Here is a 25,395-nt window from a genome sequence, read left to right on the forward strand (position 1 = left end):
ATAAGCACATAAAACTCGATTAGCGTGCGCAGCACATGTGTCAGCGGTGACCGGATGTTGCGAGAAGTGGAGCACGCCGTGGAGGACATCAACAGACGCACGCTTCTGGGTACGGCCGGAGCGCTCGGCGCGGGTGTGGCGCTGGGCCCCAGCACCAACCCGGCGGCCGCCCAGACGCCGGCCGTCCCCGGCTTCCACACCGCGGCCCCCGACATGGAACACGCCGCGGCCGCCGTCCGGCGTCTGCTCCCCGACCACCACGACCAGATCTCCTTCACCGCGCTCACCGGCGGCAAGGAACGCTTCAAGGTCTCCGGACGCGCAGGCGCCGTCGAGATCGCCGGAACCTCCCCGGCCGTGGCCCTCACCGGGCTGCACTGGTACCTCAAGTACACCTGCGCCTCCCACATCTCGTGGGCGGGCAGCCAGACCGACCTGCCCAAGCAGCTCCCCGCACCGGGCAGCCCGTACGAGCGCAGCGCCACCGTGCCGCACCGCTTCATGCTCAACGACACGCACGACGGCTACACCGCCCCGTACGCGGACTGGAAGCACTGGGAGCGCTTCATCGACGTGATGGCCCTGCACGGCTGCAACGAGGTGCTGGTGACAACCGGTTCCGAGGCCGTCTACCACCGTCTGCTGATGGACTTCGGCTATTCCGACGACGAGGCCCGCACGTGGATCCCCGCGCCCTCTCACCAGCCGTGGTGGCTGCTGCAGAACCTCTCCGAGTACGGAGGGCCCGTCTCCTCGGGACTGCTGAAGAAGCGTGAGGACCTGGGCCGCCGCATCGTGACACGGCTGCGGGAACTGGGCATGCACGCCGTGCTGCCCGGCTACTTCGGCACGGTCCCCGACGACTTCTCGGACCGCAACCCCGGCGGAAGGACCGTGGCCCAGGGCGACTGGAACGGCCTGACCAGGCCCGCGTGGCTCGACCCGCGCACGTCCGTCTTCCGCCGGGTCGCCGCCGCGTACTACAAGCACCAGAAGGACGTCTTCGGCGAGATCCGCCACGTCAAGATGGATCTGCTGCACGAAGGCGGCAAGGCCGGCGACGTGCCCGTCTCCGACGCGGCGCAGGCCGTGGAGAAGGCCCTCCAGGCGGCGCTGCCCGGCGCGACCTGGGTGATCCTCGGCTGGCAGAAGAACCCGCGCCGCGAACTGCTCGACGCGCTCAGGCACAAGAACCGCGCACTCGTCGTGGACGGCCTCTCCGACCTGGAGAGGATCACCAGCCGCGAGTCGGACTGGGGCGGAGTCCCGTACGCCTTCGGCACCATCCCCAACTTCGGCGGCCGCACGACGGTCGGCGCCAAGACGCAGATGTGGACGGAGCGGTTCACGAAGTGGCGGGACAAGTCGGGCAGCAAGCTGGTGGGGACCGCGTACATGCCGGAGTCCTCGCACCGCGACCCGCTCGCCTTCGAACTCTTCAGTGAACTCGCCTGGCGGGATGAGCCGGTCGAACGGAAGCAGTGGTTCGCCGACTACGCGCGGCTGCGCTACGGCGGGGAGGACGAGAAGGCCCGGGCCGCGCTCGCGGCCCTGCGCGGCACCGCCTACGAGATCAGCAGCACGGACGGCCGTCCGCACGACAGCATCTTCGCGGCACGGCCCAGCCTCGACGCCCGCTCCGGCGCCCACTACGCCACGCACACCCCGGCCTTCGACCTCGCCGACTTCGACGCGGCGCTGACGGCCCTGCTCGGCGTCCGCGAATCGCTCCGCGGCAGCGACGCCTACCGCTACGACCTCGCCGACGTCACGCGCCAGGCCCTCGCCAACCGCTCGTGGCTGCTCATCGGCAAACTGAAGTCCGCGTACCAGCAGCAGGACACGGCGGCCTTCCGCAAGCTGAGCAATCTGTGGCTGTCGCTGATGAAGCTCAGCGACGAGATCGCCGGCACCCACCAGTCCTTCCTGCTAGGACCGTGGCTCGCCGACGCGCGGCGGATGGCCGGCGGCGAGTCCGAGCAGGACAAGCTCGAACTCACCGCACGCACGCTGCTCACCGCGTGGGCGGACCGTCCGGCCGCCGACAAGGGCAGGCTCGCCAACTACGCCAACCGCGACTGGCAGGGCCTCATCGGGGACTTCCACCAGCCCCAGTGGCGCGCCTACCTGGAGGAAATCGAGGACGCCCTCGCGGAGGACCGGACCCCCAAGAGTTTCGACTGGTACGAGCTGGAGGCAGCCTGGGCGCGGGAGACCAAGTCGTACGCGCAGCGCCCTTCGGGAGATCCCCACCGCACCGCGCAGCGCGTGCACGCCGCCCTGGCCAAGGCACCGTTCCAGGGCAGCGTGACCGCCAAGTCGGACCCGGTCACGCTGACCCCCGGCGCCTCCGGCACGTTCGAGGCCGTCTTCCGCAACGAGAGCGGACTGCGCGCGACGGGCGTCGTCGACTTCTCCCTGACCGGCCTGCAGAACGCCGAGCCGCAGGGCTCCACCTCCGTGCTGCGGGTCGAACAGGGCAGCAGCGCAGGCGTCAAGTGGCGTGTTCGGGCGCCGAAGGACGAGCTGAAGGATCCGCTGCAGCCGCTCGCCTACGAACTGACGGTGGAGTACGGGCCCGAAGGCGAGCGCCGCGTGCGGATGCCGCAGCCCGGCAGGCTCTACGTCGCGGGACCGCTGGACCGGGAGCTGTCCACCGTCAGCACCAACGACGCCGTCTTCGGCCAGCTCGGCGACCGCTTCGCGATCGAAGGCGCCGGCGACGACATGTGGAAGGGCACCTCGCACTTCGGTGCGATCTACCGCGAGGGAGCCCTGCGCGACGGGGTCTCGGCGACGGTGCGCGTCACCTCCCAGGAAGTGACGGGTCCGTGGGCACGCGCCGGGATCGTGGCCCGCAACCAGCTTCCCGGCACCGCGTCGCAGGGCTTCGTCAACCTGTCGGTGACACCGGACAACGGTGTGGTGCTCTCCTACGACTCCGACGGCGACGGCACCCTCAACCGATACGAACGCGTCACCGGCGTCACCGCCCCCGTCACACTGCGCCTCACCCGCGACGGACGCTCCTTCCAGGGCGAACTGTCCACGGACAACGGCGCGAACTGGCGCACGGTGGGCACCGTCACCGTGCCGGGTGCCCTTTCGCGGCAGGACGTGGGGATGTTCATGTCGGCGACGAACGGCGGCACGGGAGCCCGCGGCACGGTGGAGTTCCGGGACTGGGATGTGAGCTGACGTCCGGCGCCCTGCGATCCGCGGGGCACGGCGGACGGGCCGGGCGCGCCCGGGGCGCCAGGTGACCAAGCCACCGGTCGTTCGTTTTCGTGAGCGTGGCACTTTCGGAAACGACTTCGCAGCATTCGCGCACACCGTCCGGCTCCGTCGACGTGGAGCAGGCCCAGGCGGCGCTCGTCGAGCACTACCCGCGGCTGGTGCGGCTGGCCTATCTGGTGCTGCCGCCCTCCCTCGCGCGGCACCGACGGGTGCTGACGGCGCATTCGCTCGTACAGCGGACGCTTCCCCGCGGCCGCGGCAGCGCCGAGGTCAAGATGCTGCCGGCGCAGCGGCGCGGAGGTGACGGCCCGGCAGGCGGCGACGCCGCCCACGCGACCGGCGCGGACGTCTACGAGTTTCTGACGACGCGCGTGCTGCGGGCGGCGCTCTCCGGTGAGCGGCCGCGGCGCCTGGGGCCGTGGCGGCTGCGCCCGCTGCCGGTGCGGCCCGGGCTCTTCCCCCTGGTCCTGGGGCTCCAGCTCTTCCCGCGTTCCGGCGGCGCGTACGAACTCGCCCTGGAAAAGGCGCTGTCGGAGGTCTCCGGAGCGGCGCGGGCGGCGTGCGCGCTGCGCGGCTGGGAGGGCATGCCGGACGAAGAGGTGTGCCGTGTGCTCGAGGCCGCGGGGGTGCAGGAGCCCGCCGAGGCGCTCGCCGCCGCATCCCGGATCCGTCTGCCTGCGGGAAGCAACGACAAGCCGGTGCTGGGCCCTTCGGAGTTCGACCCGTGCTCGCTTCAGGCACGCCCCACGGATCTGCTGCGCCGCCGCCAGCATCTGCGCGCGGCTCTCTCGGCGGTGGCGGCGGTCGTCGTGTGCGGCGGGCTTCTGGGGCTGCCCGGCGACTCCTGGGGTCCCGACGGTGCCGCGGCGCCTCTCTACGCCCGCAACCCGGCCGCCGAAAAGGCCCTGGAACCGGCATCGTTGACCCGGGTCCCCGCCGGGGCCTGGGAGCAGGCCTCGCGCACGGACTTCTCCGCCTGGCCGGCGCGCGGAGACCTCACCGACGACGACGGGCTGCTGCGCCGGGCGCTGGCCGTCTGGGCGCGCCCCGGTGGCAAGGTGCGCCTGTCGGTGACGCAGGGGACGTCCCACGGGCCGCCCGCCGGGCCGCCCCAACTGCTGTACGCGGGGCGGGTGGACGGCGCGAAAGTCGTCCTGCTGCACGACGGGCTGCGGGCGGCGCGGTACGCCGAACCCGAGGGAGCGGACAGCGGCGGAGCGGTACTGGACATCGCCCGCACGGACGGTGCGGACACGGCGGAGTCCGGTGCGCTGGTCATCTCCCGAAGCGACTCCAACGTCCGCTATCTGACGGCGCCCTGGGTCTCCGAGGCGGCAGAGGTGGATCTGCTGCAGTCCGACGACGAGGGCCGGAGACTCAACCGCGAGGACGACGGAGTCCTCATGTCGCTGACCGGCCCGGGCCGCGACCCGCGCGAGTGCAACCGATGGCCGGGGCTGCTGCTGTCCACGAGCGGGAAGTCGAAACGTCATCTCTACACCGATCTGGGCGAGTTGACGCCGGCACGGGTCACCTCCGGAAGCCCCGCCAAGAAGCCGCGCGACGCGACGAGTGCGACGGCGAGGGGGCGGCTGGCGCACACGGCCTGCGGGTTCCGCTCGATGGTGGGCGGCGGCGTGCGCTCGGTCAACACTTGGAAGTTCGCGACGCAACTGCTGCCGGGCGGGGCCAGTTCGGCGACCTGGCTGTGCACCCGGGGCGAGACGTGGCAGGGCAAGGGCGCCCGCATCTTCACCAGTTTCCGGCGTTCCGGTCTGGAGCGCGGCGAGCAGGCCGTCTTCACCGCACGCGCCACGGACACCCCCGCATGCGGCCCGCGCCGGCCGCATGCGGTGAGCGGCGCACTGTGGAAGAGCGACGCCGGCAACTGGTACGTGCTCGCCGCAGGCAGCCGCAAGGTGGCCGGTATCCGGGCGACGGGCAAGTCCGGCGGCCCGAGCGGCAGTTCACCGGGCCGGAAGCTGGCTCTGCCCGCGAAGAAGGGCGCCAAGGCCAAGATCAGCGCCCGGCTGGCCAACGGCGAGAAGCTGGAGTCGGGTCGCTGACCCACCGACCGCGGGGCGGGAGGCCGAGGCGAATCCCGCCTCCCGCCCGGCGGGAGGGCAGCGCGGTGAGGACCGGCCCGACCGGCCGGGCGCGTGCGGACCGCGCGTGGCGGGCCGCCGGCCGGCCGGACCGGAGAGTGGCGCCGGGCGAACGCGGGCAGCGCGCCGGGAGGCGTGCCGCCGGGACGCTCACCCGTTCCGTGCCCGGGACCTGTCCCCCGCGTGAGCCGGGGCCTGCCCCGTGGAGCCTCGTACGACGAGCTCCGGCTGGAAGACGAACTCACTGTGCGGCACGGGGTTTCCGCGGATCTCCTCCAGCAGCGTGTGCACCGCCGCGTTCGCCATGGCGCGCACCGGCTGCCGGACGGTCGTCAGCGGAGGGTCGGTGAAGGCGTTCAGCTCCGAGTCGTCGTAGCCGACGACGGAGACGTCTCGGGGCACGTCGAGCCCCCGCTGGCGTGCGGCCCGCACGACGCCCAGCGCCATCAGGTCGCTGCCGCACACGATGCCGGTGCAGCCCGCGTCGAGGAGACCGCCCGCCGCGGCGTGGCCGCCCTCCACTGTGAACAGGGTGTGCCGCACGAGGCCCGACGCCGGCCCCGGCCCGTCCTCGGCGAGTTCCTCCGCGAATCCCTGGGCCTTGCGGCGCACCGGCACGAACCGGTCCGGGCCGACGGCCAGTCCGATCCGCTCGTGGCCCAGCTCGCGCAGGTGCCGTACGGCGATGCGGGCGGCGGCATGGTCGTCCGGTGAGACGAAGGGTGCGGCGATCCGCTCGTTGTAGCCGTTGACGAGGACGTACGGCACACCGCGGGCCGCCAGCCGGGCATAGCGTGCGGGCTCGGCCGTCAGGTCGGCGTGCAGCCCGGAGAGGAAGATGATGCCGGTGACGGCGCGGTCGACGAGTTGGGCGACCAGTTCGTCCTCGGTGGCTCCGCCGGGCATCTGCGTGCCGAGTACGGGCGTGTAGCCGTAGCCGGTCAGGGACTGCTCGATCACCTGGGCGAAGGCCGGGAAGATCGGGTTGGTCAGTTCGGGGATGACGAGGCCGACGAGTCCAGCGCTGCGCGACCGCAGGCGTACCGGCCGCTCGTACCCGAGGACGTCGAGCGCGGCCAGCACCCGCTGCCTCGTCGAATCGGCCACGCCCGCCTTGCCGTTGAGGACCCGGCTGACGGTGGCTTCGCTGACACGTGCCTGCCCGGCGACGTCGGCGAGCCGCGTGGCGGGGAGCGCCGAGGCCGCAGCCGTCATGCGCCGGCCCCGGCGGCCGACGCCGTGCCGTGCGCCGTGGCGTTTCCGGCCTCCCCCGCGATGCTCCACCAGGCGGTGGTGTCGGCCGGGAGGGGACCGTGGCCGTCGTACGGGCCGCTCGCCAGGAGCAACTCTCCGGGGGTTCCCTCCAGTTCGGCGGGCTCCTCGCCGGTGTTGGCGGTGCAGACGAAGTCGCCGCGGCGGAAGGCGAGCACGCCATGCGGTGCGGACAGCCACTCGACCGAGTCCCCCGCGCCCAGGCCGGGATGCGCGCGGCGCAGCCGCAGCGCCCTGCGGTACAGCTCCAGTGTGGAGCCGGGCTCGCCGGCCTGTGCCGCCACGGACATCTCGCCCCAGTCCTCGGGCTGCGGCAGCCAGCTTGTGCCGCGGCCGAAGCCGAAGGAGCTGCCCGTCCGTTCCCACGGCAGCGGCACGCGGCATCCGTCGCGCAGCCCCTCCTGCCCGTTGTCGCGGAAGAAGGAGGGGTCCTGGCGGGCCTCGTCGGGGAGTTCGGTGACCTCGGGCAGGCCCAGCTCTTCCCCCTGGTAGACGTACGCGGAGCCCGGCAGCGCCAGCATCAGCAGCGCGGCGGCGCGGGCTCGGGGCAGGCCGCCGCCGAGTCGGGTGCGGTGGCGTACGACGTCGTGGTTGGAGAGCACCCACGTCGCGGGCGCGGCGACGGGCCGCATGGCCTCCAGGGACTCGCTGACGACGGCCCGCAGCGCCTCCGCGTCCCAATCGGTCTGCAGATAGTGGAAGTTGAAGGCCTGGTGCAGCTCGTCCTCGCGCACGTAGAGGGCCGTGCGCTGCGAGTTGGGCGTCCATGCCTCGGCGACACCGATGCGTTCGCCCGGGTACTCCTCCAGTACGCGCCGCCAGTCACGGTAGATCTCGTGCACGCCGTCCTGGTCGAAGAAGGGGAGGCGGGCGTTGCCCAGCAGCCGCAGCTGGCCGCTCTGCCCCGTGTCGGGCAGGCCCGGTGCCTTGACGAGGCCGTGGGCGACGTCGATGCGGAATCCGTCGACACCCAGGTCGAGCCAGAAGCGCAGCACCGTGCGGAACTCGTCGTGCACGGCGGGGTGTTCCCAGTTGAAGTCGGGCTGCTCGGGCGCGAAGAGGTGCAGGTACCACTCGCCGGGTGTGCCGTCCGCCTCCTTCACACGCGTCCAGGCGGGGCCGCCGAAGACCGACTCCCAGTCGTTGGGCGGCAGTTGGCCTTCCTCGCCCCTGCCGGGCCGGAAGTGGTAGCGCGCGCGGGCCGGTGAACCCGGGCCCTCATCCAGGGCCTGCTGGAACCACACGTGGCGGTCCGAGGAGTGATTGGGCACGACGTCGACGATGACGCGCAGCCCCAGAGCGTGAGCGTCCTTGATCAGCGCGGCGGCGTCGGCCAGGTCGCCGAAGCGGGGGTCGACGGCGCGGTAGTCGGTCACGTCGTAGCCGCCGTCGGCCTGCGGCGAGGCGTAGAAGGGGCTGAGCCACACCGCGTCCACACCCAGGTCCGCGAGGTACGGCAGCCGGGACCGTACACCCTGGAGGTCGCCCATGCCGTCACCGTCGCCGTCGGCGAAGGAACGCGGATAGACCTGGTAGATGACCGCGTCGCGCCACCAGCCCGTGCGTTCCGGTCGCGTTCCCTGCTCGCCGGCCGGAGCGGCTGCGCCGGCGTGTCCGAGATGCTGGGTCATGTCATCCCTGAGAGTCGGAGGTGTGGTGCGGGTCCGTACCGTCCCGGCGGGGGCCGTGACGTGGCCGGGGTCAGGACTTCGTGGCACCGGCGGTGAGCCCGGCCACGAGATGGCGCTGCGCGAATCCGAAGACGACCGCGGCGGGAACGGCGATGATGACGGCCGCGGCGGTCATCGAACCCCAGTCGGAGCCGTAGCGGTTGACGAAGGTCTGCAGCCCGCCCGCCAGGGTCAGGTTCTCCTCGCCCGTCATGAAGGCCGTGGCGTAGGCGACTTCGGCCCAGGCGGTCACGAAGCTGTAGAAGCCGGTGACGGCCAGTCCGGGTCTCGCCAGGGGCAGCACGAGTCGCCAGAAGGTGCCGAAGGGCGTGAGCCCGTCGACGCGCCCCGACTCGTCGATGTCGACGGGGACGGTGTCGAAGAAGCCCTTCATCATCCAGGCGCAGAACGGCACGGCGATCGTCAGATAGGTGATGATCAGACCGACGGGCTGGTTGAGCAGGCCGAGGGTGGCCATGGTGTTGTACAGCGGCACGATGAGCACCGCCATGGGGAACATCTGCGTGATCAGCAGCACCCACATCAGCGGCCGCATCCCGGGGAAGCGGAAACGGCTGATGGCGTAGCCGGTCGTCGCGGCGATGAAGACGCCGATCAGGGTCGTGCCGACGACGACGAGCAGCGAGTTCCCCAGCCACGTCAGGAAGTAGGTGTCGGCGACGACATGCGTGTAGTTGTCGAGCGTGAAGTCGCGCACCAGCGCGGTGGAGAACGATTCGCTCTTCGGCTTGAAGGACGTCACCAGCAGCCACAGGGGCGGGAACAGCGCGACGGCCGTCGCCGCCAGCAGTCCGGCGTGCAGTCCGAACGCGGCGAGGGGGCCTCGCTCGCCGCGCCTTCCCGGAACGGGGATCGTCTTCGCGGCGGTCACGTCACCACACCTCTCCCTGGCGGCGCAGCGCCCGCCTGTAGACGACCGTGAAGAGCGAGAGCAGCACCAGTATCAGCACACCCCAGGCGGCCGAAGTGGCAAAGTCCCGCGGGCTGTTGATGAAGGACAGCCGGAAGGCGTACGTCACGAGGATCTCCGTGGAGTCCTCCGGGCCGCCCCTGGTGAGCAGATAGATCACGGGGAACATGTTGAAGGTCCAGATGGTGCTGAGCAGCACGACGGTGCTGCTGACCGCGCGCACGCCGGGCAGCGTGATACTGCGGAAGCGCTGCCAGGGCCCGGCGCCGTCCATCTCGGCCGCCTCGTACAGCTCTCCGGGTATGCCCTGAAGCGCGCCGAGCATCGCGACGATCATGAAGGGGACGCCGAGCCAGACATTGACGGCGATGACGGCGACCTTGGCCCACAGCGGATCGCCCAGCCACGGCACCGAGTCGATGCCGCCCCCGTCGAGCACCTTGTTCAGCAGGCCGTTCTTCTCGTTGAAGAGCATCTTCCAGGCGAAGACGGAGACGAAGGCCGGGATGCCCCACGGCACGATCATCCCGATGCGGTAGAAAGAGCGGCCGCGCACCTGCCTGTTGAGCATCACGGCCAGCGTCAGACCGAGTGCGAATGTGACGCCGACACAGCCCGCGGTCCACACCACCGTCCAGCCGAGGCGGTCCCAGAAGACGCTGTCACCGAGGATCGCCGTGTAGTTGTCGAGCCCCGTGAAGCGGTACGTCGCAGGCAGGTGGTTGACGCCGATGGTGCGCTCGACGTTCGCCTCGTCGGCGTCCGTGAGCGACAGGTAGAAGCCGCGCAGCAGCGGATAGCCGATGATGACGCCGATCACCACGACGACGGGGGCGACCATGGCCCACGCGTACCAGTGCTTCTCCGCCGCCCTGCGCAGCCTTCCGGCTTTCCCGCTCCGCCCGCCGCTCCCCCGCTGGCGGACGCGGGCGCCGCCTTCGGCGTCCGCGTCCGCGCGGGCCGGCCGGCTGGTGGTCTCCACAGCCATCTCCCGGGCCGTCCCCTCTTCCTCGATGGCCTACTTGTAGTCCTTGAGCACCTTGCCGAAGCCCTCACCGGTCTTGTCCGCGGCCTCCTTCGGGCTGCGGCTGCCGGTGAGCACGGCGTCCATCTGCCCCCGGATCGGTTCGAAGAGGGAGTTGCCCTCGGCGATCCACGGCCGCTGAACGGCGTTGTCGACGGCGGGCTTGAAGAACTCGACCATCTTGTTCTCGCGGACCGAGGGCTTCTCGTACACGGAGTTGCGCGTGGGCAGCAGGCTCAGCTCCTCGGTGGTGCGCTGCTGCACCTCGGCGGAGCTCATGTACTTGGCGAACTCCTGGGCGGTCCGCATGTTCTTGGTGCCGGCGTACACCGAGAGGTTCCAGCCGCCCTGGGGCGAGCCGCTCCCCTTGCTCCCCGCCGGTACGGGCGCGACGCCGAGGTTGTCCTTGTCGTCCTTGAACTCCTTGCCCTGCTGGGCTCCGGCGATGTCCCACGGGCCGTCGATGATCATGGCGACGTCGCCGTCCTGGAACGCCTTGAGGCCGTTCTCCTGGCCGTCGCTGCTGTCGGTGACCGCCGCCTTGGAGTCCACGAGGTCCTTCATCCTCGCGAAGGCCTTCGCGCCGGGCCCGTCGTCCACGGTGATCTTCTTCGCGGTGGGGTCGACGAGGTCGCCGCCCTCGCCGTAGAGGTAGGGCAGGAACCAGTAGGGGTCGTCGCCGCGCAGGTAGAGCGCGGTCCCGCCGGTCCTGCTCTTGATCTTCTCGGCGGACTTCTTCAGCTCGTCGAAGGACTTGGGCACGCCGACGCCCGCCTTCTTGAGCATCTTCTTGTTGTAGAAGAGACCGAGGGTGTCGGTGACCTGCGGCACGGCGTAGGTCTTGCCCTTGAAGCGCGTGCTGCCCGCCGCCGTCTTGATGTAGTCGCCGGCGTCGTCGAGCGCCGGGGTGCCGTCCAGCGGGGCGAGGTAGCCGAGGTTCGCGAAGTCGGCGACCCAGGCGACCTCGGTGCGCATCACGTCCGGGGCGCCGGAGTTGCCGCCCGCCGCGTTCTTGAACTTCTGGTTCGCGTCACCGAAGTTGACGTGCACGTACTTGACATCGACCTTCGGGTGCTTCTTCTCGAAGTCCTCGGCGATCTTCTTGTACGTGCCCTTCTCGGCGTCGTTCGAGGTGTCCCAGTAAGTGACGGTGCCGGCGATCTCGCCCTTGCCGGCGTTGTCGCTGCTCCCGTCGTCCCCACCGCATGCCGTCGCCGTCAGTGCGAGCACCGCCACCGCCGCGGTGACTGCTGTGCCACGCCGCATGTCATTCCCTCCCATGTCTTTCCCCCGGACCTGCGGTCCGGGTGGACCCCGCCCTCGGCCTCCGCTCCGGTGGAACCCGGATCCCGTCCTCCGGTCCGGGGGCCCCACCCGCGGCCTCCGGGCCGGAGGACCGGCCTCGTGCGCCTGGACGGCGCCGGGCTGCGGAGGAACGTAACGGGATCGAATGAGTTTGCGCAAGACCTTGCAGCAATCTTGCAGCAATTTTCAGGACTGCTTTCGGTCTCCGGCACCGGGCGCGGTGTGCAGTGATTGCCGCGCCCGGTACAGTCCAGCCCTGTGACCGCACGGCTAGCTGACATCGCAGCACAGGCGGGGGTCAGCGAAGCGACGGTCAGCCGTGTCCTCAACGGCAAGCAGGGCGTCGCCGCGGCCACCCGGGAATCCGTCCTCGCCGCCCTCGACGTGCTCGGGTACGAGCGGCCCCTCAAGCTGCGGCACCGCAGCGCGGGTCTCGTGGGGCTGATCACCCCCGAGTTGGAGAACCCGATCTTCCCCGCCTTCGCGCAGGTGATCGCCCAGGGCCTCACCCGGCAGGGGTACACACCGGTGCTGGCCACGCAGACCCCCGGCGGATCGACGGAGGACGAGCTGACGGAGATGCTCGTCGACCGCGGCGTCGCCGGGATCGTCTTCGTCTCCGGGCTGCATGCCGACACCACCGCCGACATGCAGCGCTACGAGCGGCTGCGCGGGCAGGGCGTGCCGTTCGTCCTCATCAACGGCTACTCGGACAAGGTCCGCGCCCCGTTCGTCTCCCCCGACGACCGTGCGGCGATGCGACTGGCCGTCACACACCTCGCCGCCCTCGGCCACCGGCGCATCGGGCTGGCCCTCGGACCCGAGCGCTTCGTGCCCGTACAGAGGAAGATCGAGGGTTTTCTCCGCGCCGTGCAGGAGCAGCTGGAACTGACGGAGAGCCAGGCACGCAGGTTCGTGCAGCACTCCCTGTTCACCCTGGAGGGCGGACAGGCCGCCGCGAGCGCGCTGTTGGACCGTGACTGCACGGCCGTGGTGTGCGCCAGCGACATGATGGCGCTCGGCGCGATCCGTGCCGCCCGGCAGCGGGGACTGGAAGTCCCGGGCGACATCTCGGTGATCGGTTTCGACGACTCCCCGCTGATCGCCTTCACCGATCCCCCGTTGACCACGATCCGTCAGCCGGTGCCCTCCATGGGGCAGGCGGCCGTCCGTGCGCTGCTCGAGGAGATCGGGGGCACACCCGCTCCGCACAGCGAATTCGTCTTCCTGCCCGAGCTGGTCGTACGGGGCTCGACGGCGTCCGTCCCCTCGGTCGCAGGGAGGACGGAAAGGGCCGGATACCCGACCGCAGGATGATCGGAGCGGTGTCCCCTTCTGGCAGACTGTCCCCTCATGGGGGCATCCACAACGAGGACCGAACGGGCAAACGGGACAGCCACCGCGAAGCTGCAGACCGACAACCGCGGGGCCGGCAGAGCCGAGGACGCCGACGAGAGTGACAGAGCGTCCGAGGCCGAGCCGTTGCGTGCCGCGCGGCGGCCCAGCATCTGGTTCGAGATCGTCCTCGTCCTGGTCTTCTACGCGGTCTACTCCGCCATCCGGAACGCCGTGCCCGAACAGCGCGTCCAGGCCCTCAACAACGCCGACTGGGTGTGGAGGACGGAGCATCTCCTCGGCATCGCCGTCGAAGACACCATCAACCACGCGGCAGACAGCGTCACCTGGCTCATCCTCACGATGAACTACTACTACGCGACGCTGCACTTCGTGGTCACCGTCGTGGTGCTGGTCTGGCTGTACCACTCGCACCCCGGCCGCTACGCCGCCACTCGGCTCGTCGTCTTCGCCACCACCGCCATCGCCCTGCTCGGGTACTACCTCTTTCCGCTGGCGCCGCCCCGGCTGATGCGCGGCGACGAATTCATCGACACCGTTCAGGTGCACCAGACTTGGGGCTCGATGGCGTCCGGCAACCTCGCCGACATGTCGAACCAGTACGCGGCGATGCCGTCGATGCACATCGGCTGGTCGGTGTGGTGCGGCATCACCATCGCCGCGCTCGCGAAGCCGCTTTGGGTGCGTGTGCTGGGCGCGCTCTACCCGCTGGTGACCCTCACCGTCATCGTGTGCACGGCCAACCACTTCTGGCTGGACGCGGTGGGCGGCGTCATCTGTCTGGCCTTCGGTTTCGCACTCTCCTGGGGCTGGTACGGGCGTGTGGCCTACCGGCTGCCGAGACTGGCCGCGGCGCCGGCCCCCGCATAGGGCCTGTCGCCCGGGCGGAACCACCGCCAGGGCGGTGGTTCCGGGTGGGCCGGAGCGCCCGCCACTCCGGCGCCCGCAGCAGCGTCATACCTCGTGGAAGCGTCAGCCTCCGTGGAGGAGCCGGTCCCGGGGAAGCGTCAGCCTTCGTAGAAGAGCCGTTCGGCGACGCCCCTCGCACGCCGCGTGACGCGGCGGTAGTCGTCCAGCATCTCGCCGCTTCCGCCGGCCTCGGCGGGCCTCGGCCCGGGCCCGGCGGACTCGTAGCCGAGGTAGCGTCCGACGGCTCCCAACTCGCGTGCCTCGGAGGGGAATGTGTCGCCCGCACGTCCCCGCACGAGCATCACCGCGTTGCGCACGCGCGTCGCCATCAGCCACGCCTCGTCGAGGATGCGGGCGTCCTCCTCGCCGATCAGTTCCGCCTCGCGGGCCGCGGCCAGCGCCTCCCGCGTACGTGTCGTGCGCAGGGCCGGCACGGACGCGGCGTGCCGCAACTGGAAGAGCTGCACCGTCCACTCGACGTCGGCGAGGCCGCCGCGGCCCATCTTGGCGTGCGTGGTGGAGTCCGCGCCGCGCGGCACCCGCTCCGCCTCCATGCGGGCCTTCAGCCGCCGGATCTCGCGCAGCGCCTCCTCGCTCAGGCCGTCGGCCGGATACCGGAGAGGATCGATGAGTTCGGTGAAGCGGCGGCCCAGCTCCTCGTCCCCGGCGACGGGCGCCGCACGCAGCAGCGCCTGGCTCTCCCAAGCCGAGGACCAGCGGCGGTAGTACGTGGCGTAGGAGTCGAGGGAGCGCACCAGCGGCCCGGACTTGCCCTCGGGCCGAAGGTCCGCGTCGACGAGCAGCGGCGGGTCGGTCGTGGGCAGCTGGAGCAGCCTGCGCAACTCGGTCGCCACGGCGAACGCGGCCTTGTTCGCCTCCTCCTCGCCGACGCCCTCCCGTGCCTCGTGCACGAACAGCACGTCCGCGTCGGAGCCGTAGCCCAGTTCGGCGCCGCCGAAGCGTCCCATGCCGATGACCGCGAAACGCGTGGGCAGTTCGTCGCCCCACCTGCCGCGGACGGCGGCACGCAGCGCGCCGGCGAGGGTGGCGGAGTTGATGTCGGTCAGGGCCGTTCCGACGCGGTCGACCGCCGCCGCCGGGTCCTCCGAGGGCAACTCCTCCGTCCCGTAGGCGCCGATGACGTCGCCCGCGGCCGTGCGGAACAGTTCCCGGCGCCGCACGCCGCGGGCCGCCGCCACGCCCGACTCGGCGTCCTCGGCCCGGCCGACGGCGGCCAGGACCTCCTGGGTGAGCGACTCGCGTGAACGCGGCAGCAGCCCGTGCTCGTCGCCGAGCAGCGCGACCGCTTCGGGGGCGCGCAGCAGCAGGTCGGGGGCGAAGCGGCCGGCCGAGAGGACCCTCGCGAGGTTCTCCGCCGCTGCTCCCTCGTCCCGCAGCAGGCGCAGATACCACGGGGTGTTGCCCAGGGCGTCGGACACCTTGCGGAAGCCCAGCAGCCCCGCGTCGGGGTCGGAGGAGTCCGCGAACCACCCGAGCAGCACCGGCAGCAGCGTCCGCTGGATGGCGGACTTGCGGCTCACGCCGCTGGCCAGGGCCTCCAGGTGGCGCAGCGCCCCGGCCGGGTCGGCGTAGCCGAGCGCTTCCAGCCGCTGCCGCGCGGCGCTCGGCGACAGCCGCGCCTCGCCGACCTCCAGCTGGGCCACGGCGTCCAGCAGCGGACGGTAGAAGAGCTTCTCGTGCAGCCGCCGCACGGCCGCGGCGTGCCGCCGCCACGCCCGGTGCAGCTCGGTGACGGGTTCGCTGCGGTAGCCGAGCGAGCGTCCCAGGCGCCGCTGGTCCTCCTCGTTCTCCGGCATCAGGTGCGTACGGCGCATCTTGTGCAGCTGGATGTGGTGCTCCATGGTGCGCAGGAACCGGTACGCGGAATCCAGCGCGGCCGCGTCCTGGCGTCCGACGTAGCCGCCGACGGCGAGGGCGTCGAGCGCATCGAGCGTGTTGGGGCTGCGCAGCGTCGCGTCGGAGCGGCCGTGCACCAACTGCAGGAGCTGTACGGCGAATTCGACGTCCCGGAGGCCGCCGGGGCCCAGCTTCAGCTCGCGTTCGACCTGGGCCGCCGGGATCGCCGCGACGACGCGGCGGCGCATCTGCTGCACGTCCGGAACGAAGTTCTCCCGCTCCGCGGCCTGCCAGACCAGCGGCGCCACGGCCTCCACGTACGCCTCGCCGAGTGCGGTGTCGCCGGCGACCGGACGTGCCTTCAGCAGCGCCTGGAACTCCCACGTCTTCGCCCAGCGGTTGAGGTAGGCCAGGTGGGAGTAGAGCGTGCGCACCAGGGGGCCGTTGCGGCCCTCGGGACGCAGGTTGGCGTCGACGGGCCAGATGGTGCCCTCCGCCGTGGTGTCGGAGCAGACGCGCATCATGCGGGAGGCGAGGCGTCCCGCGGCCTGCAACGCATGTGATTCGTCGGTGCCTTCGACGGGTTCCGCCACGAAGATGACGTCCACGTCCGAGACGTAGTTCAGCTCGTGGCCCCCGCACTTGCCCATGCCGATCACCGCGAGCCTGCACTTGGCCGCGTCCTCGGGCTCCTCGGACTGCGCGATGCTGAGCGCGGCCCGCAGCGTCGCGGTGGCCAGATCCGCCAACTCGGCGGCGGTGCGGGCCAGATCGCTGGTGCCGCACACGTCGCGGGCCGCCACGGACAGCAGGCTGCTCCGGTAGCGGTGCCGCAGATCGTCCGGTCCGCTCGCCGGGCGGACGCGGGCCTCGAACTCCTCGACGCCGGGGTGCAGATCGGCCGACTCGTACGTCACGAGGGCCTGCCAGTCGTCGGGGTGGGCGGCCAGGTGGTCGCCGAGCGCCTCGGAGACCCCGAGCACGCCGAGCAGCCGGTCGCGCAGGGGCTTGCTCGTCAGCAGCGTGCCCACGAGCGGCTGCGGGTCCTTCTGCGCCTCGATGAGCCGCACGAGCCCGCGCAGCGCGAGGTCCGGGTCCGCGGTCGCGGCGAACGCGTCCAGCAGACCCGTGTCGGCCCGCACCTCCTCCAGGCCGGCCGTGGCGAGCAGCCCGTCGGCGGCGGCGGGTTCGGTGAACCCGCGCCTGATCAGTTGTCCGTACCGGCTACCCCGGCGCCCGCCCTGCACCTGACCGTCCTCCGTCGTCTCGCTTTCCGGGTCCCTGGTGCCCGGATACCCCGCCTCCTCCTTGGCCTCGCGGCCCGGGTGGTACCCGCCAGATGCGGCCGGGACGTCACAACACCGGCAGGCTCTTGCGCAACTCGAAGGCGGTGACCTCGCTGCGGTACTCCTCCCACTCCTGCTTCTTGTTGCGCAGGAAGAAGTCGTACACGTGCTCGCCCAGCGTCTCCGCGACGAGTTCGCTGCGTTCCATCAGCGTGATCGCCTCGCCAAGGTTCTGCGGCAGCGGCTCGATGCCCATCGCCCGGCGCTCGGCGTCGGACAGGGCCCACACGTCGTCGTCGGCCCCGGGCGGCAGTTCGTAGCTCTCCTCGATGCCCTTGAGCCCGGCAGCCAGAAGGGTCGCGTACGCGAGGTAGGGGTTGGCGCCGGAGTCGAGGGAGCGCACCTCGATGCGGGTGGAGCCCATCTTCCCCGGCTTGTACATGGGCACGCGGATCAGCGCGCTGCGGTTGTTGTGCCCCCAGCAGATGTACGAGGGGGACTCGCCGCCCTCGCCGGCCGTGCGGTTGGCGCCTCCCCAGATGCGCTTGTAGGAGTTGACCCACTGGTTCGTGACGGCGGAGATCTCGCCCGCGTGGGTGAGCAGCCCGGCGATGAAGGAGCGGCCGACCTTGGAGAGCTGGTATTCGGAGCCGGACTCGTAGAAGGCGTTGCGGTCGCCCTCGAAGAGCGACAGGTGGGTGTGCATCCCGGAGCCCGGGTGCTCGGAGAAGGGCTTGGGCATGAACGTGGCCTGGACGCCCTGCTCCAGCGCCACCTGCTTCATCACGAGCCGGAACGTCATGATGTTGTCGGCGGTGGAGAGCGCGTCGGCGTAGCGCAGGTCGATCTCCTGCTGGCCGGGGCCGCCCTCGTGGTGGGAGAACTCCACCGAGATGCCCATCGACTCCAGCATCGTGATCGCCTGCCGCCGGAAGTCCATACCCACGTGCTGCGGCGTGTGGTCGAAGTACCCGGAGGAGTCCGCGGGCACCGGCCTCGTGCCGTCCACGGGCCGGTCCTTCAGCAGGAAGAACTCGATCTCGGGATGGGTGTAGAAGGTGAAGCCGAGATCGGAGGCCTTGGCGAGGCTGCGCTTGAGCACGTAGCGCGGGTCGGCGTACGAGGGTGAACCGTCCGGCATGAGGATGTCGCAGAACATCCGGGCCGTGCCGGGGGCCTCGGCCCGCCAGGGCAGTATCTGGAAGGTGCTCGGGTCCGGCTTGGCGATCATGTCGGACTCGTAGACGCGGGCGAAGCCCTCGATCGCCGACCCGTCGAAGCCCATGCCTTCGTCGAAGGCCTGCTCGAGCTCGGCGGGCGCGACGGCGACGGACTTGAGGAAACCGAGGACGTCGGTGAACCACAGCCTTACGAACCGGATGTCGCGCTCCTCGAGCGTGCGGAGCACGAATTCCTGCTGCTTATCCATAGTCACCCATCCTCGCTGGTCGGGGTGGCTCCTCGCACCCGGCGGGCCCCCTGGACCGGGCGGCCCGGAGGGCCCGGCTCACGGGCCGGCCGCCCGGATTCCGGGACGGGCCGGACGAGCATCCCACCTCAAGGTTTCCGGAGCGTTGCCTGCGCCGCGCTCCGTCTCCTCACGCCGCTCCCAGTAGACCACGTGAGGGGTGCACGGACGCGAGCCGGGAAAGGCGGCATCGCGGGGCCGGGCGGGGGGCCGCGGCGCGTCCGGCGGATGCCCCTTCGCGGCGCGGGTGAGGGCGCGGGGCGGGCGCCCGGACCCGCCCGGCGGGCCCGGGCGCCGGGAGCGGCAGCAGGAGCCCGCCGCGGAGGACGGCTGCGGGAGCCGGACGCGAAGGGGGCGCGGAGCCGGGCGCGGAACCGGAGCCGAGCCGGGTGGGCGGTTCCCCGGACCACCCGGAGGGAGGGACCCGCGGACCACCCGGAGGGAGAGCGAGGCCCGGAAAGGCCCGGAGAGACCCGGAGGGAGGGCGAGGCCCGGAGTGAAGGGCGGCCGCCGGAGCCCGACGGCGATCCGCCGGAGGCCGCGCGGGAGAACCGCCGGGGAATCCGCCGGAGAAGTTGAAAGCCGCGGTCCGGCAGTGGGGGATACCGGACCGCGGCTGGGTGGTGCAGGCCGGTCCGCCGCGGGAGGCGGCCGGCCGTGTGGCAGTGAGTCGTGAGCCGTCCTGCCCGGCGACGTCACGCATTGAAGCTCGCACACGGCGAAGGGGAGAACAAGAGTTACCGGTGAGTGTGCCAATCGACATCTTGTGGTGCGTACTTCGCGGGTCGGACACCCGTTGAAAGCCCCTCAGGCGGGCTCTTCGGCACCGGCTCCCGTCCCGACGCCCACAGCAGCGTCCGCCGGCTGCGACACCCAGCCGAGACTCGCGGCACGCATGCCTAGCTGGAAGCGGGTACCGGCACCCAGCCGCTCCATCAGACCGCTCAGCCGGCGCTGGAAGGTGCGGTAGCTGACGCCGAGTTGACGCGCCATGACCTGGTCCGTCAGTCCTGTCGTCAGCAGCGCGAGCAGCCGCGCCTCGTCCGGCGTCGGAGCGTCGCCGGCACCGTTCGGGCGTCCGGCGAGATAGGCGGAGAGCGGCAGGGCACGCGCCCACAGCACCTCGAAGAACTCACAGAGCGCGTCCAGCAGCCCCGAGGGGTGCACGACCACGCTGCTGGCCATCTCGTGCGGCGCGGAACGCAGCGGAATAAGAGCCACCCGGTCGTCCGCGACCAGCAGTTTCGTAGGGGTGTCGGCCATGACCCGGGCCTCTTCGCCCAGCTCGGCGCAGGCCTCGATGTCGGTGTCGATGCGGTGGAAGGTCTCCAGGCCGTGGGTGTCGTATATGACGCGGTAACCGATGCCGCGCCGCATCGTCTTGGCCTGCACCGGCATCATTCCGGTCTTGGGGTCGAGACGGTCCGGGTCGCTGTTGGCGTACGGGGGCCGGTCGATGCCTCGTATCTCGCTGGTGGCGCTGTGCTGCAGCTGGTCGACCTGCTGGATGACGGCGGCCCGCCCGGTCACGATCTCGACCAGGTCGACGGGGTCGCGAGCCGTGGCGTTGGTGCGGAACCGCGTGGCCAGCAGCTGGATGTGCCTGCGGGTGCGGTGGATGGCCTCCTCGCGGGCCAGCAGCAGCGATTCGAACGCGACTTCGGGCGCGACCGGCAGGAACCGCTCTTCTCCGCGCCGCTCGCCCGGGTACCGCCCCACCAGGCCCAACTTCTCGAGCGCGGCGAGGGTTTCACGTACTCTCCCGGCGCTCAGACCCAGCGTCGTGCGCAGTTCGGCGACGGTGACCGCCCCGTCCACGAGTGCTTCGTACGCCTGCTGCTGGACGGCTTCGAGCCCGAGCGACTCCAGCATGTCGATTCCCCCTGAGGTGTGGCGAGTTCACGTCACTGACCGATGCCCGCCAGGCGGGCACCGAATCCAGTACACCAGGTATCGAAATCCTGCGGATACCCTCGTAGAGGGGTAGCCACAGACTGGATACGGTTGTGAAGCTTGCGTGAATGCCTCGTGAGGGACGGCGGCACAAATCACCCGTAACCCCAGGCACAGAGCCCTGACCACCGGTAACGAACGGCCCTCCGCATCGCGTCAGAAAGACGATTACAGTGGGGTTCGTGCCTCAACTACGTCTCGCACTGAACCAGATCGACTCCACCGTCGGCGACCTCGAGGGCAACACCGAGGCCGTCCTGAGGTGGACCCGGCACTCGGCCGGGCAAGGGGCGCACCTCGTGGCGTTCCCCGAGATGATGCTCACCGGGTACCCCGTGGAGGACTTGGCGCTGCGTGGCTCGTTCGTCGACGCCAGCCGCGCCGCACTGCGCACGCTCGCGCGGCGGCTGGCCGACGAGGGCCTGGGCGACGTGCCCGTCGTCGTGGGTTATCTCGACCGCGCCGAGCACGTGCGGGCGGCGCTGGGCAGCCCCGCGGGCGCGCCGCAGAACGCCGCGGCCGTACTGCACGGAGGCGAGGTCGTGCTGACCTTCGCCAAGCACCATCTGCCCAACTACGGCGTATTCGACGAGTTCCGCTACTTCGTTCCGGGCCGGACCCTGCCCGTCGTCCGCGTGCACGGGGTCGACGTCGCGCTCGCGATCTGCGAGGACCTGTGGCAGAGCGGTGGCCGGGTGCCCGCCGCGCGTGACGCGGGGGCCGGACTGCTGCTCTCCGTCAACGCCTCCCCGTACGAGCGCGACAAGGACGACACCCGCCTGGACCTGGTGCGCAGGCGGGCCCAGGAGGCCGGCTGCACCACGGCGTATCTGGCGATGACCGGCGGGCAGGACGAGCTGGTCTTCGACGGCGACTCGATCGTCGTCGGCGCCGACGGCGAAGTCGTCGCGCGCGCCCCGCAGTTCGAGGAGTGCTGCGTCGTTCTGGACCTTGACCTGCCGGCCGCCGCGGCCGAGCCGCCCTCCGGCACCGTCGACGACGGGCTGACCGTCGAACACCTCGTCCTCTCCGGGGACCCCCTGCCCCCGTACGAGCCGGAGGCCGCGGGCACCGAGGCACCCCGCATGGAGGACGACGAGGAGATCTACACGGCGCTCGTCGTGGGCCTTCGCGCGTACGCGGCAAAGAACGGCTTCCGCTCCGTGGTGCTCGGCCTCTCGGGCGGCATCGACTCCGCACTGTGCGCCGTGATCGCGTGCGACGCCCTCGGGCCCGAGAACGTCAACGCCGTCTCGATGCCCTCGCGTTACTCCTCGCAGCACTCGAAGGACGACGCCGCCGAACTGGCACGGCGAACCGGCCTGTCCTTCCGCACGGTGCCGATCGGCCCGATGTTCGACGCCTTCATGAAGAACCTCGAACTGACCGGCGTCGCCGAGGAGAACCTCCAGTCGCGGCTGCGCGGCGTCACACTGATGGGCATCTCCAACCAGGAGGGCCACATCGTGCTCGCGCCGGGCAACAAGTCCGAGCTCGCATGCGGGTATTCGACGCTCTACGGCGACTCCGTCGGCGCCTACGGGCCGATCAAGGACGTCTACAAGACGAACGTCTTCCGCCTGGCGAAGTGGCGCAACCGCGCGGCCGCCGAGCGCGGCGAGACACCGCCCATCCCGGAGAACAGCATCACCAAGCCGCCGAGCGCGGAGCTGCGCCCCGGCCAGGTCGACACCGACTCCCTTCCCGACTACGACGTGCTGGACCGCGTCCTGAAGCTGTACGTGGACGGCGATGTGGGCCTCCAGGGAATCGTCGCGCGCGGCTTCGACCCGGAGGTCGTCGGACGGGTGCTGCGCATGACGGACGCCGCCGAGTACAAGCGCCGCCAGTACCCGCCGGGTACGAAGATCTCCGCGAAGGGCTTCGGCAAGGACCGCCGGCTTCCCATCACCAACCGCTGGCGGGAGCGGGCGGACAGCGCCCCGGACTGAGACGCGGCGACCGCCCGCGGGTCCGCGGGCGGTGCGTTCAGCGACCGGTGGGGGCGTACGCACAGAGCCACCGTCCGGCGGCGGCGCCGCGCCCGGCGACCGCGCACGGCCCCCACCCGCGGCAACGGGCCCGTGCCGGAGCACGGGCCCGTACAGGAGGGGCGGCGGCCGGCGAACGCGCGCCCCCGCCCGGCAGGTCACCTCACCCGGAGACGCTCTCCGCCGGGCGCACCCGGCGCAGGCGCGGAACACCGCGGGCGACGATGCGCGAACGCGAGGCGCCCGTGCCGCGGTCCAGCACACCGGCCAGCACGGCGATGCCGAGGCCGGTCAGCGCCAGCACCACGCCCACGAGCATGGGCGAACGCCAGCCCCAGCCCGCCGCGATGGCGACGCCGCCGAGCCAAGCTCCGCCCGCGTTGGCCAGGTTGAACGCGGACTGGTTGCCGGCGGAGGCCAGCGTCGGCGCGTGCCGGGCGTTCTGCATGATCAGCATCTGCAGCGGTGTGGTGGTCATGAAGCCGAGCCCGCCGAGCACCACGACCATCGTCATCGCGGCCCACTTGATGTCGACGACCGAGTGGAAGACGAGCATCGCGGCTGCGAGTGCGCCGAGGCCCCCGTAGAGCGTGGGCCGCAGGGCGCGGTCGGTGAGCGGACCGGCGACCAGGGCACCCAGCGTCATGCCGATGCCGAAGAGCGCGAGCACGATCGTCATGGAGGAGGAGGCGAGTCCGGTGACCTCCGTCATGATCGAGGCGAGGTAGCTGTAGACCGCGAAGACTCCGCCGAAGCCGAAGACCGCGGTCAGCAGGCCGAGTACGACCTGCCGGTGGCCGAGCGCGCGGACCTCGTGCCCCACACCCCGCTGGTGCTCCAGCGGCAGGTGCGGCACGAGCGCGGCGAGGCTCACCATGGCGAGCACGCCGATGGCGCTGACGACGAGGAACGTCGACCGCCAGCCGAGCGCCTGTCCGACGGCGGTGCCGGCCGGTACGCCGACGATGTTGGCGACGGTCAGCCCCAGGAACATCGTCGCGACGGCGCGTGCCCGGCGGTTCTCCGTCACGAGGCGTGCGGCGACGACGGCGCCGACGCCGAAGAAGGCACCGTGCGGGAGCCCGGCCAGCACACGCCCGGCCAGCAGTGAGCCGTAGCCGGGTGCCAGCGCGGAGGCGAGATTGCCGACGGTGAAGAGGCCCATGAGCAGCACCAGCATCCGCTTGCGCGGGACGCGGGAACCGACGGCGGTGAGGATCGGCGCACCTATGACGACGCCGATGGCGTAGGCGGAGACGAGATGGCCGGCGGTGGGCACGGAAGTCCCCATGTCATCCGCGACGTTGGGAAGCAGCCCCATCATCACGAACTCGGTCGTGCCAATTCCGAAGGCGCTGATCGCAAGGGCGAGCAAGGCCAGAGGCATGGGCGGGAAACCTTTCAGGGCAGGGTCGAGCAGAGCTCAGGAAGTTCAGGGATGTGTGTGTGCTCGGCGTGCGCGCCGAGAACGCCTTCGGGCGTCTGCCGCACTGGCACAGCTTCTTATGTTCTCACACTGAACAAAGTCTCTCAGACGTCGTGCCGCCGTGGCCACCATCTGTGTCTCAGGACAGCAACAACCCGCCGGAACAGGCGTGATTCACACCACGGGCCGCCAGGACCTGCTGTCCCGGCGGCCCGTTGACCGGCGCTTGTGCGCCCGGTGCCGTGCGTTGCGTGCGTGATGCGGGGGCGCGTGTGAAGAGCGCCACCCGCCTGCGTCAGAAGTCGACGGAGGCCGCCACCGGCAGGTGGTCGCTGCCGGTGGCGGGCAGGCACCAGGAGGCGACCGGCTCCAGCCCCTTCACCATGATCTGGTCGATCCGTGTCGTCGGGAACGAGGCGGGCCAGCTGAAGCCCGGGCCGTCTCCCGCCGCGCCCTGCGTCGAGCGCATCTGGGACGTGACGGGCGCGAGGGCGCGGTCGTTCATGGTGCCGTTGAGGTCCCCGAGCAGCACCTTCCTGCCCGTACCGTCCTGCGCTATGGCCCTGCCGAGCGCCTCGGCGCTGTCGTCCCGCTGCCCGGCAGTGAAACCGGAGGCGAACTCCAGCCGCACGGACGGCAGATGGGCCGCGTACACGGCGACGTCGCCCTTGGGCGTGGCCACTGTGGCGCGCATCGCCCGGGGCCAGCCCATCTTGATGTCGACGGTCCGCGCGTCCCGCATCGGGTACTTGCTCCACACACCGACCGTGCCCACGCGCTTGTGATGGCGGTACGCGCCGCCCAGCTCCTTGTCGTACTGCTCCGCCTGGGCTCCCGCGACCTCCTCCAGGGCGACGATGTCGGCTCCGGAGCCGGAGAGTTCACGCGCGGTGCGCGCCGGGTCGGGGTTGCTCGCGTTGACGTTGTGCGTGACGACGGTGAGATCGCCCCCCGTGCCGGACTTGGCCGTGAACTGGCCGCCGAAGAGGTTCAGCCACACGAGGGCAGGCAGCACGAGCGCCACCAGCGCGATCACGGAGCGGCGCAGCAGCGCCATCAGCGCCAGCACGGGCACGAGAGCGCCGCCCCACGGAAGGAAGGTCTCCCACAGCGAGCCCAGGTTGCCGATGGTGTTGGGCACCTCGGAGTGGAGGAAGAGGGCGAGGCCGAGCAGCAGGGCGAGCGCGGCGAGGATCCAGCCGCGACGCCACGCGCCCGGCCCGCCCCAGCCGGCGAACACCCGGGGCGCGGAACTCCCGTACCGGCCGGACCGGGATCCGGCCCCGTGCCGCTCGCCGGAAGTCTTCGAGGCCTCCGCCATGTACGCGCGTGCCATCCGCTGTCCTCACTCGCTTGCCGTTGTTGTCGAACCATAGGTGATGCGGAACGGGGAGTTCCCGTCCGGCGAATGTCCCGCACAACCCCCTTTTCCGCCACGGCGGGTTGGGGGAATCCCCATGTGTCGTGCAGGACGAGCACCCGGCCAGGTGAGGTTCCTGCCCGGGGCCGGTCCGCGGAAGCTGTGACGGATCACGCACACAGCCGCGGAGAACCCCGCTCCCCCGCGCCCGCCGCCCCACGTACACGGGCGACCGTGGTGGCGGG

General features: G+C 71.2%; 15 protein-coding genes. 5 read left to right on the plus strand and 10 right to left on the minus strand.

Annotated elements, in window-relative coordinates; all coding sequences use genetic code 11:
• Positions 1-78: 78 nt before the first annotated feature.
• Both EV375_RS06500 and EV375_RS06505 read left to right on the plus strand, forming a co-directional pair.
• Complete coding sequence (locus tag EV375_RS06500; RefSeq protein ID WP_130301657.1) at positions 79-3,198, plus strand: alpha-N-acetylglucosaminidase; 3,120 nt, start codon at positions 79-81, stop codon at positions 3,196-3,198.
• Between the two features lie 95 nt (positions 3,199-3,293).
• On the plus strand, positions 3,294-5,303 hold the full coding sequence (locus EV375_RS06505) for a hypothetical protein (protein WP_130298600.1): 2,010 nt from the start codon (positions 3,294-3,296) through the stop codon (positions 5,301-5,303).
• 189 nt (positions 5,304-5,492) lie between these two features.
• Here EV375_RS06505 and EV375_RS06510 read toward each other — a convergent pair whose 3' ends face one another.
• The 5 genes from EV375_RS06510 to EV375_RS06530 all read right to left on the minus strand — a co-directional run bounded on the left by EV375_RS06510 (position 5,493) and on the right by EV375_RS06530 (position 11,505).
• Positions 5,493-6,557 carry a LacI family DNA-binding transcriptional regulator gene (locus tag EV375_RS06510; RefSeq protein ID WP_130298601.1) on the minus strand — a complete coding sequence of 355 codons (1,065 nt, stop codon included), beginning with the start codon at positions 6,555-6,557 and terminating at the stop codon, positions 5,493-5,495.
• On the minus strand, positions 6,554-8,245 hold the full coding sequence (locus EV375_RS06515) for a glycoside hydrolase family 13 protein (protein WP_130298602.1): 1,692 nt from the start codon (positions 8,243-8,245) through the stop codon (positions 6,554-6,556). Before EV375_RS06515 ends, EV375_RS06510 begins: the two co-directional genes overlap by 4 nt.
• A gap of 70 nt (positions 8,246-8,315) precedes the next feature.
• On the minus strand, positions 8,316-9,176 hold the full coding sequence (locus EV375_RS06520; protein ID WP_207227997.1) for a carbohydrate ABC transporter permease: 861 nt from the start codon (positions 9,174-9,176) through the stop codon (positions 8,316-8,318).
• Between the two features lies 1 nt (position 9,177).
• Positions 9,178-10,203, minus strand: coding sequence for a carbohydrate ABC transporter permease (locus EV375_RS06525; protein WP_130298603.1), 1,026 nt, complete (start codon positions 10,201-10,203; stop codon positions 9,178-9,180).
• 30 nt (positions 10,204-10,233) lie between these two features.
• A complete protein-coding gene (locus EV375_RS06530; RefSeq protein WP_130298604.1) occupies positions 10,234-11,505 on the minus strand; it encodes an extracellular solute-binding protein in 1,272 nt (423 codons plus the stop codon).
• Between the two features lie 297 nt (positions 11,506-11,802).
• Here EV375_RS06530 and EV375_RS06535 point away from each other — a divergent pair, with 297 nt between their 5' ends.
• Both EV375_RS06535 and EV375_RS06540 read left to right on the plus strand, forming a co-directional pair.
• Positions 11,803-12,861, plus strand: coding sequence for a LacI family DNA-binding transcriptional regulator (locus tag EV375_RS06535; protein WP_130298605.1), 1,059 nt, complete (start codon positions 11,803-11,805; stop codon positions 12,859-12,861).
• A gap of 36 nt (positions 12,862-12,897) precedes the next feature.
• Positions 12,898-13,770, plus strand: coding sequence for a phosphatase PAP2 family protein (locus EV375_RS06540; protein WP_130298606.1), 873 nt, complete (start codon positions 12,898-12,900; stop codon positions 13,768-13,770).
• Positions 13,771-13,907: 137 nt separating this feature from the next.
• Here the strand turns inward: EV375_RS06540 and EV375_RS06545 are convergent, their stop codons facing one another.
• The 3 genes from EV375_RS06545 to EV375_RS06555 form a co-directional block, all read right to left on the minus strand.
• Complete coding sequence (locus tag EV375_RS06545) at positions 13,908-16,913, minus strand: bifunctional [glutamine synthetase] adenylyltransferase/[glutamine synthetase]-adenylyl-L-tyrosine phosphorylase (protein WP_130298607.1); 3,006 nt, start codon at positions 16,911-16,913, stop codon at positions 13,908-13,910.
• A 106-nt stretch (positions 16,914-17,019) separates the two neighbouring features.
• Positions 17,020-18,381, minus strand: a complete 1,362-nt coding sequence (locus EV375_RS06550) for a glutamine synthetase family protein (protein WP_055488556.1) — start codon at positions 18,379-18,381, stop codon at positions 17,020-17,022.
• Between the two features lie 846 nt (positions 18,382-19,227).
• Positions 19,228-20,292, minus strand: coding sequence for a helix-turn-helix domain-containing protein (locus EV375_RS06555; protein WP_130298608.1), 1,065 nt, complete (start codon positions 20,290-20,292; stop codon positions 19,228-19,230).
• A gap of 263 nt (positions 20,293-20,555) precedes the next feature.
• Here EV375_RS06555 and EV375_RS06560 point away from each other — a divergent pair, with 263 nt between their 5' ends.
• Positions 20,556-22,325, plus strand: coding sequence for an NAD+ synthase (locus tag EV375_RS06560; protein ID WP_130298609.1), 1,770 nt, complete (start codon positions 20,556-20,558; stop codon positions 22,323-22,325).
• Positions 22,326-22,527: 202 nt separating this feature from the next.
• Here EV375_RS06560 and EV375_RS06565 read toward each other — a convergent pair whose 3' ends face one another.
• Both EV375_RS06565 and EV375_RS06570 read right to left on the minus strand, forming a co-directional pair.
• Positions 22,528-23,751: an MFS transporter gene (locus tag EV375_RS06565; RefSeq protein ID WP_130298610.1), complete on the minus strand. Its 1,224-nt coding sequence runs from the start codon at positions 23,749-23,751 to the stop codon at positions 22,528-22,530.
• Positions 23,752-24,085: 334 nt separating this feature from the next.
• The gene (locus tag EV375_RS06570) at positions 24,086-25,126 is read right to left on the minus strand and encodes an endonuclease/exonuclease/phosphatase family protein (RefSeq protein ID WP_130298611.1); all 1,041 of its coding nucleotides are present in this window, start codon (positions 25,124-25,126) and stop codon (positions 24,086-24,088) included.
• Between the last annotated feature and the right edge of the window lie 269 nt (positions 25,127-25,395).

This window comes from Streptomyces sp. CNZ301 (assembly GCF_004217425.1).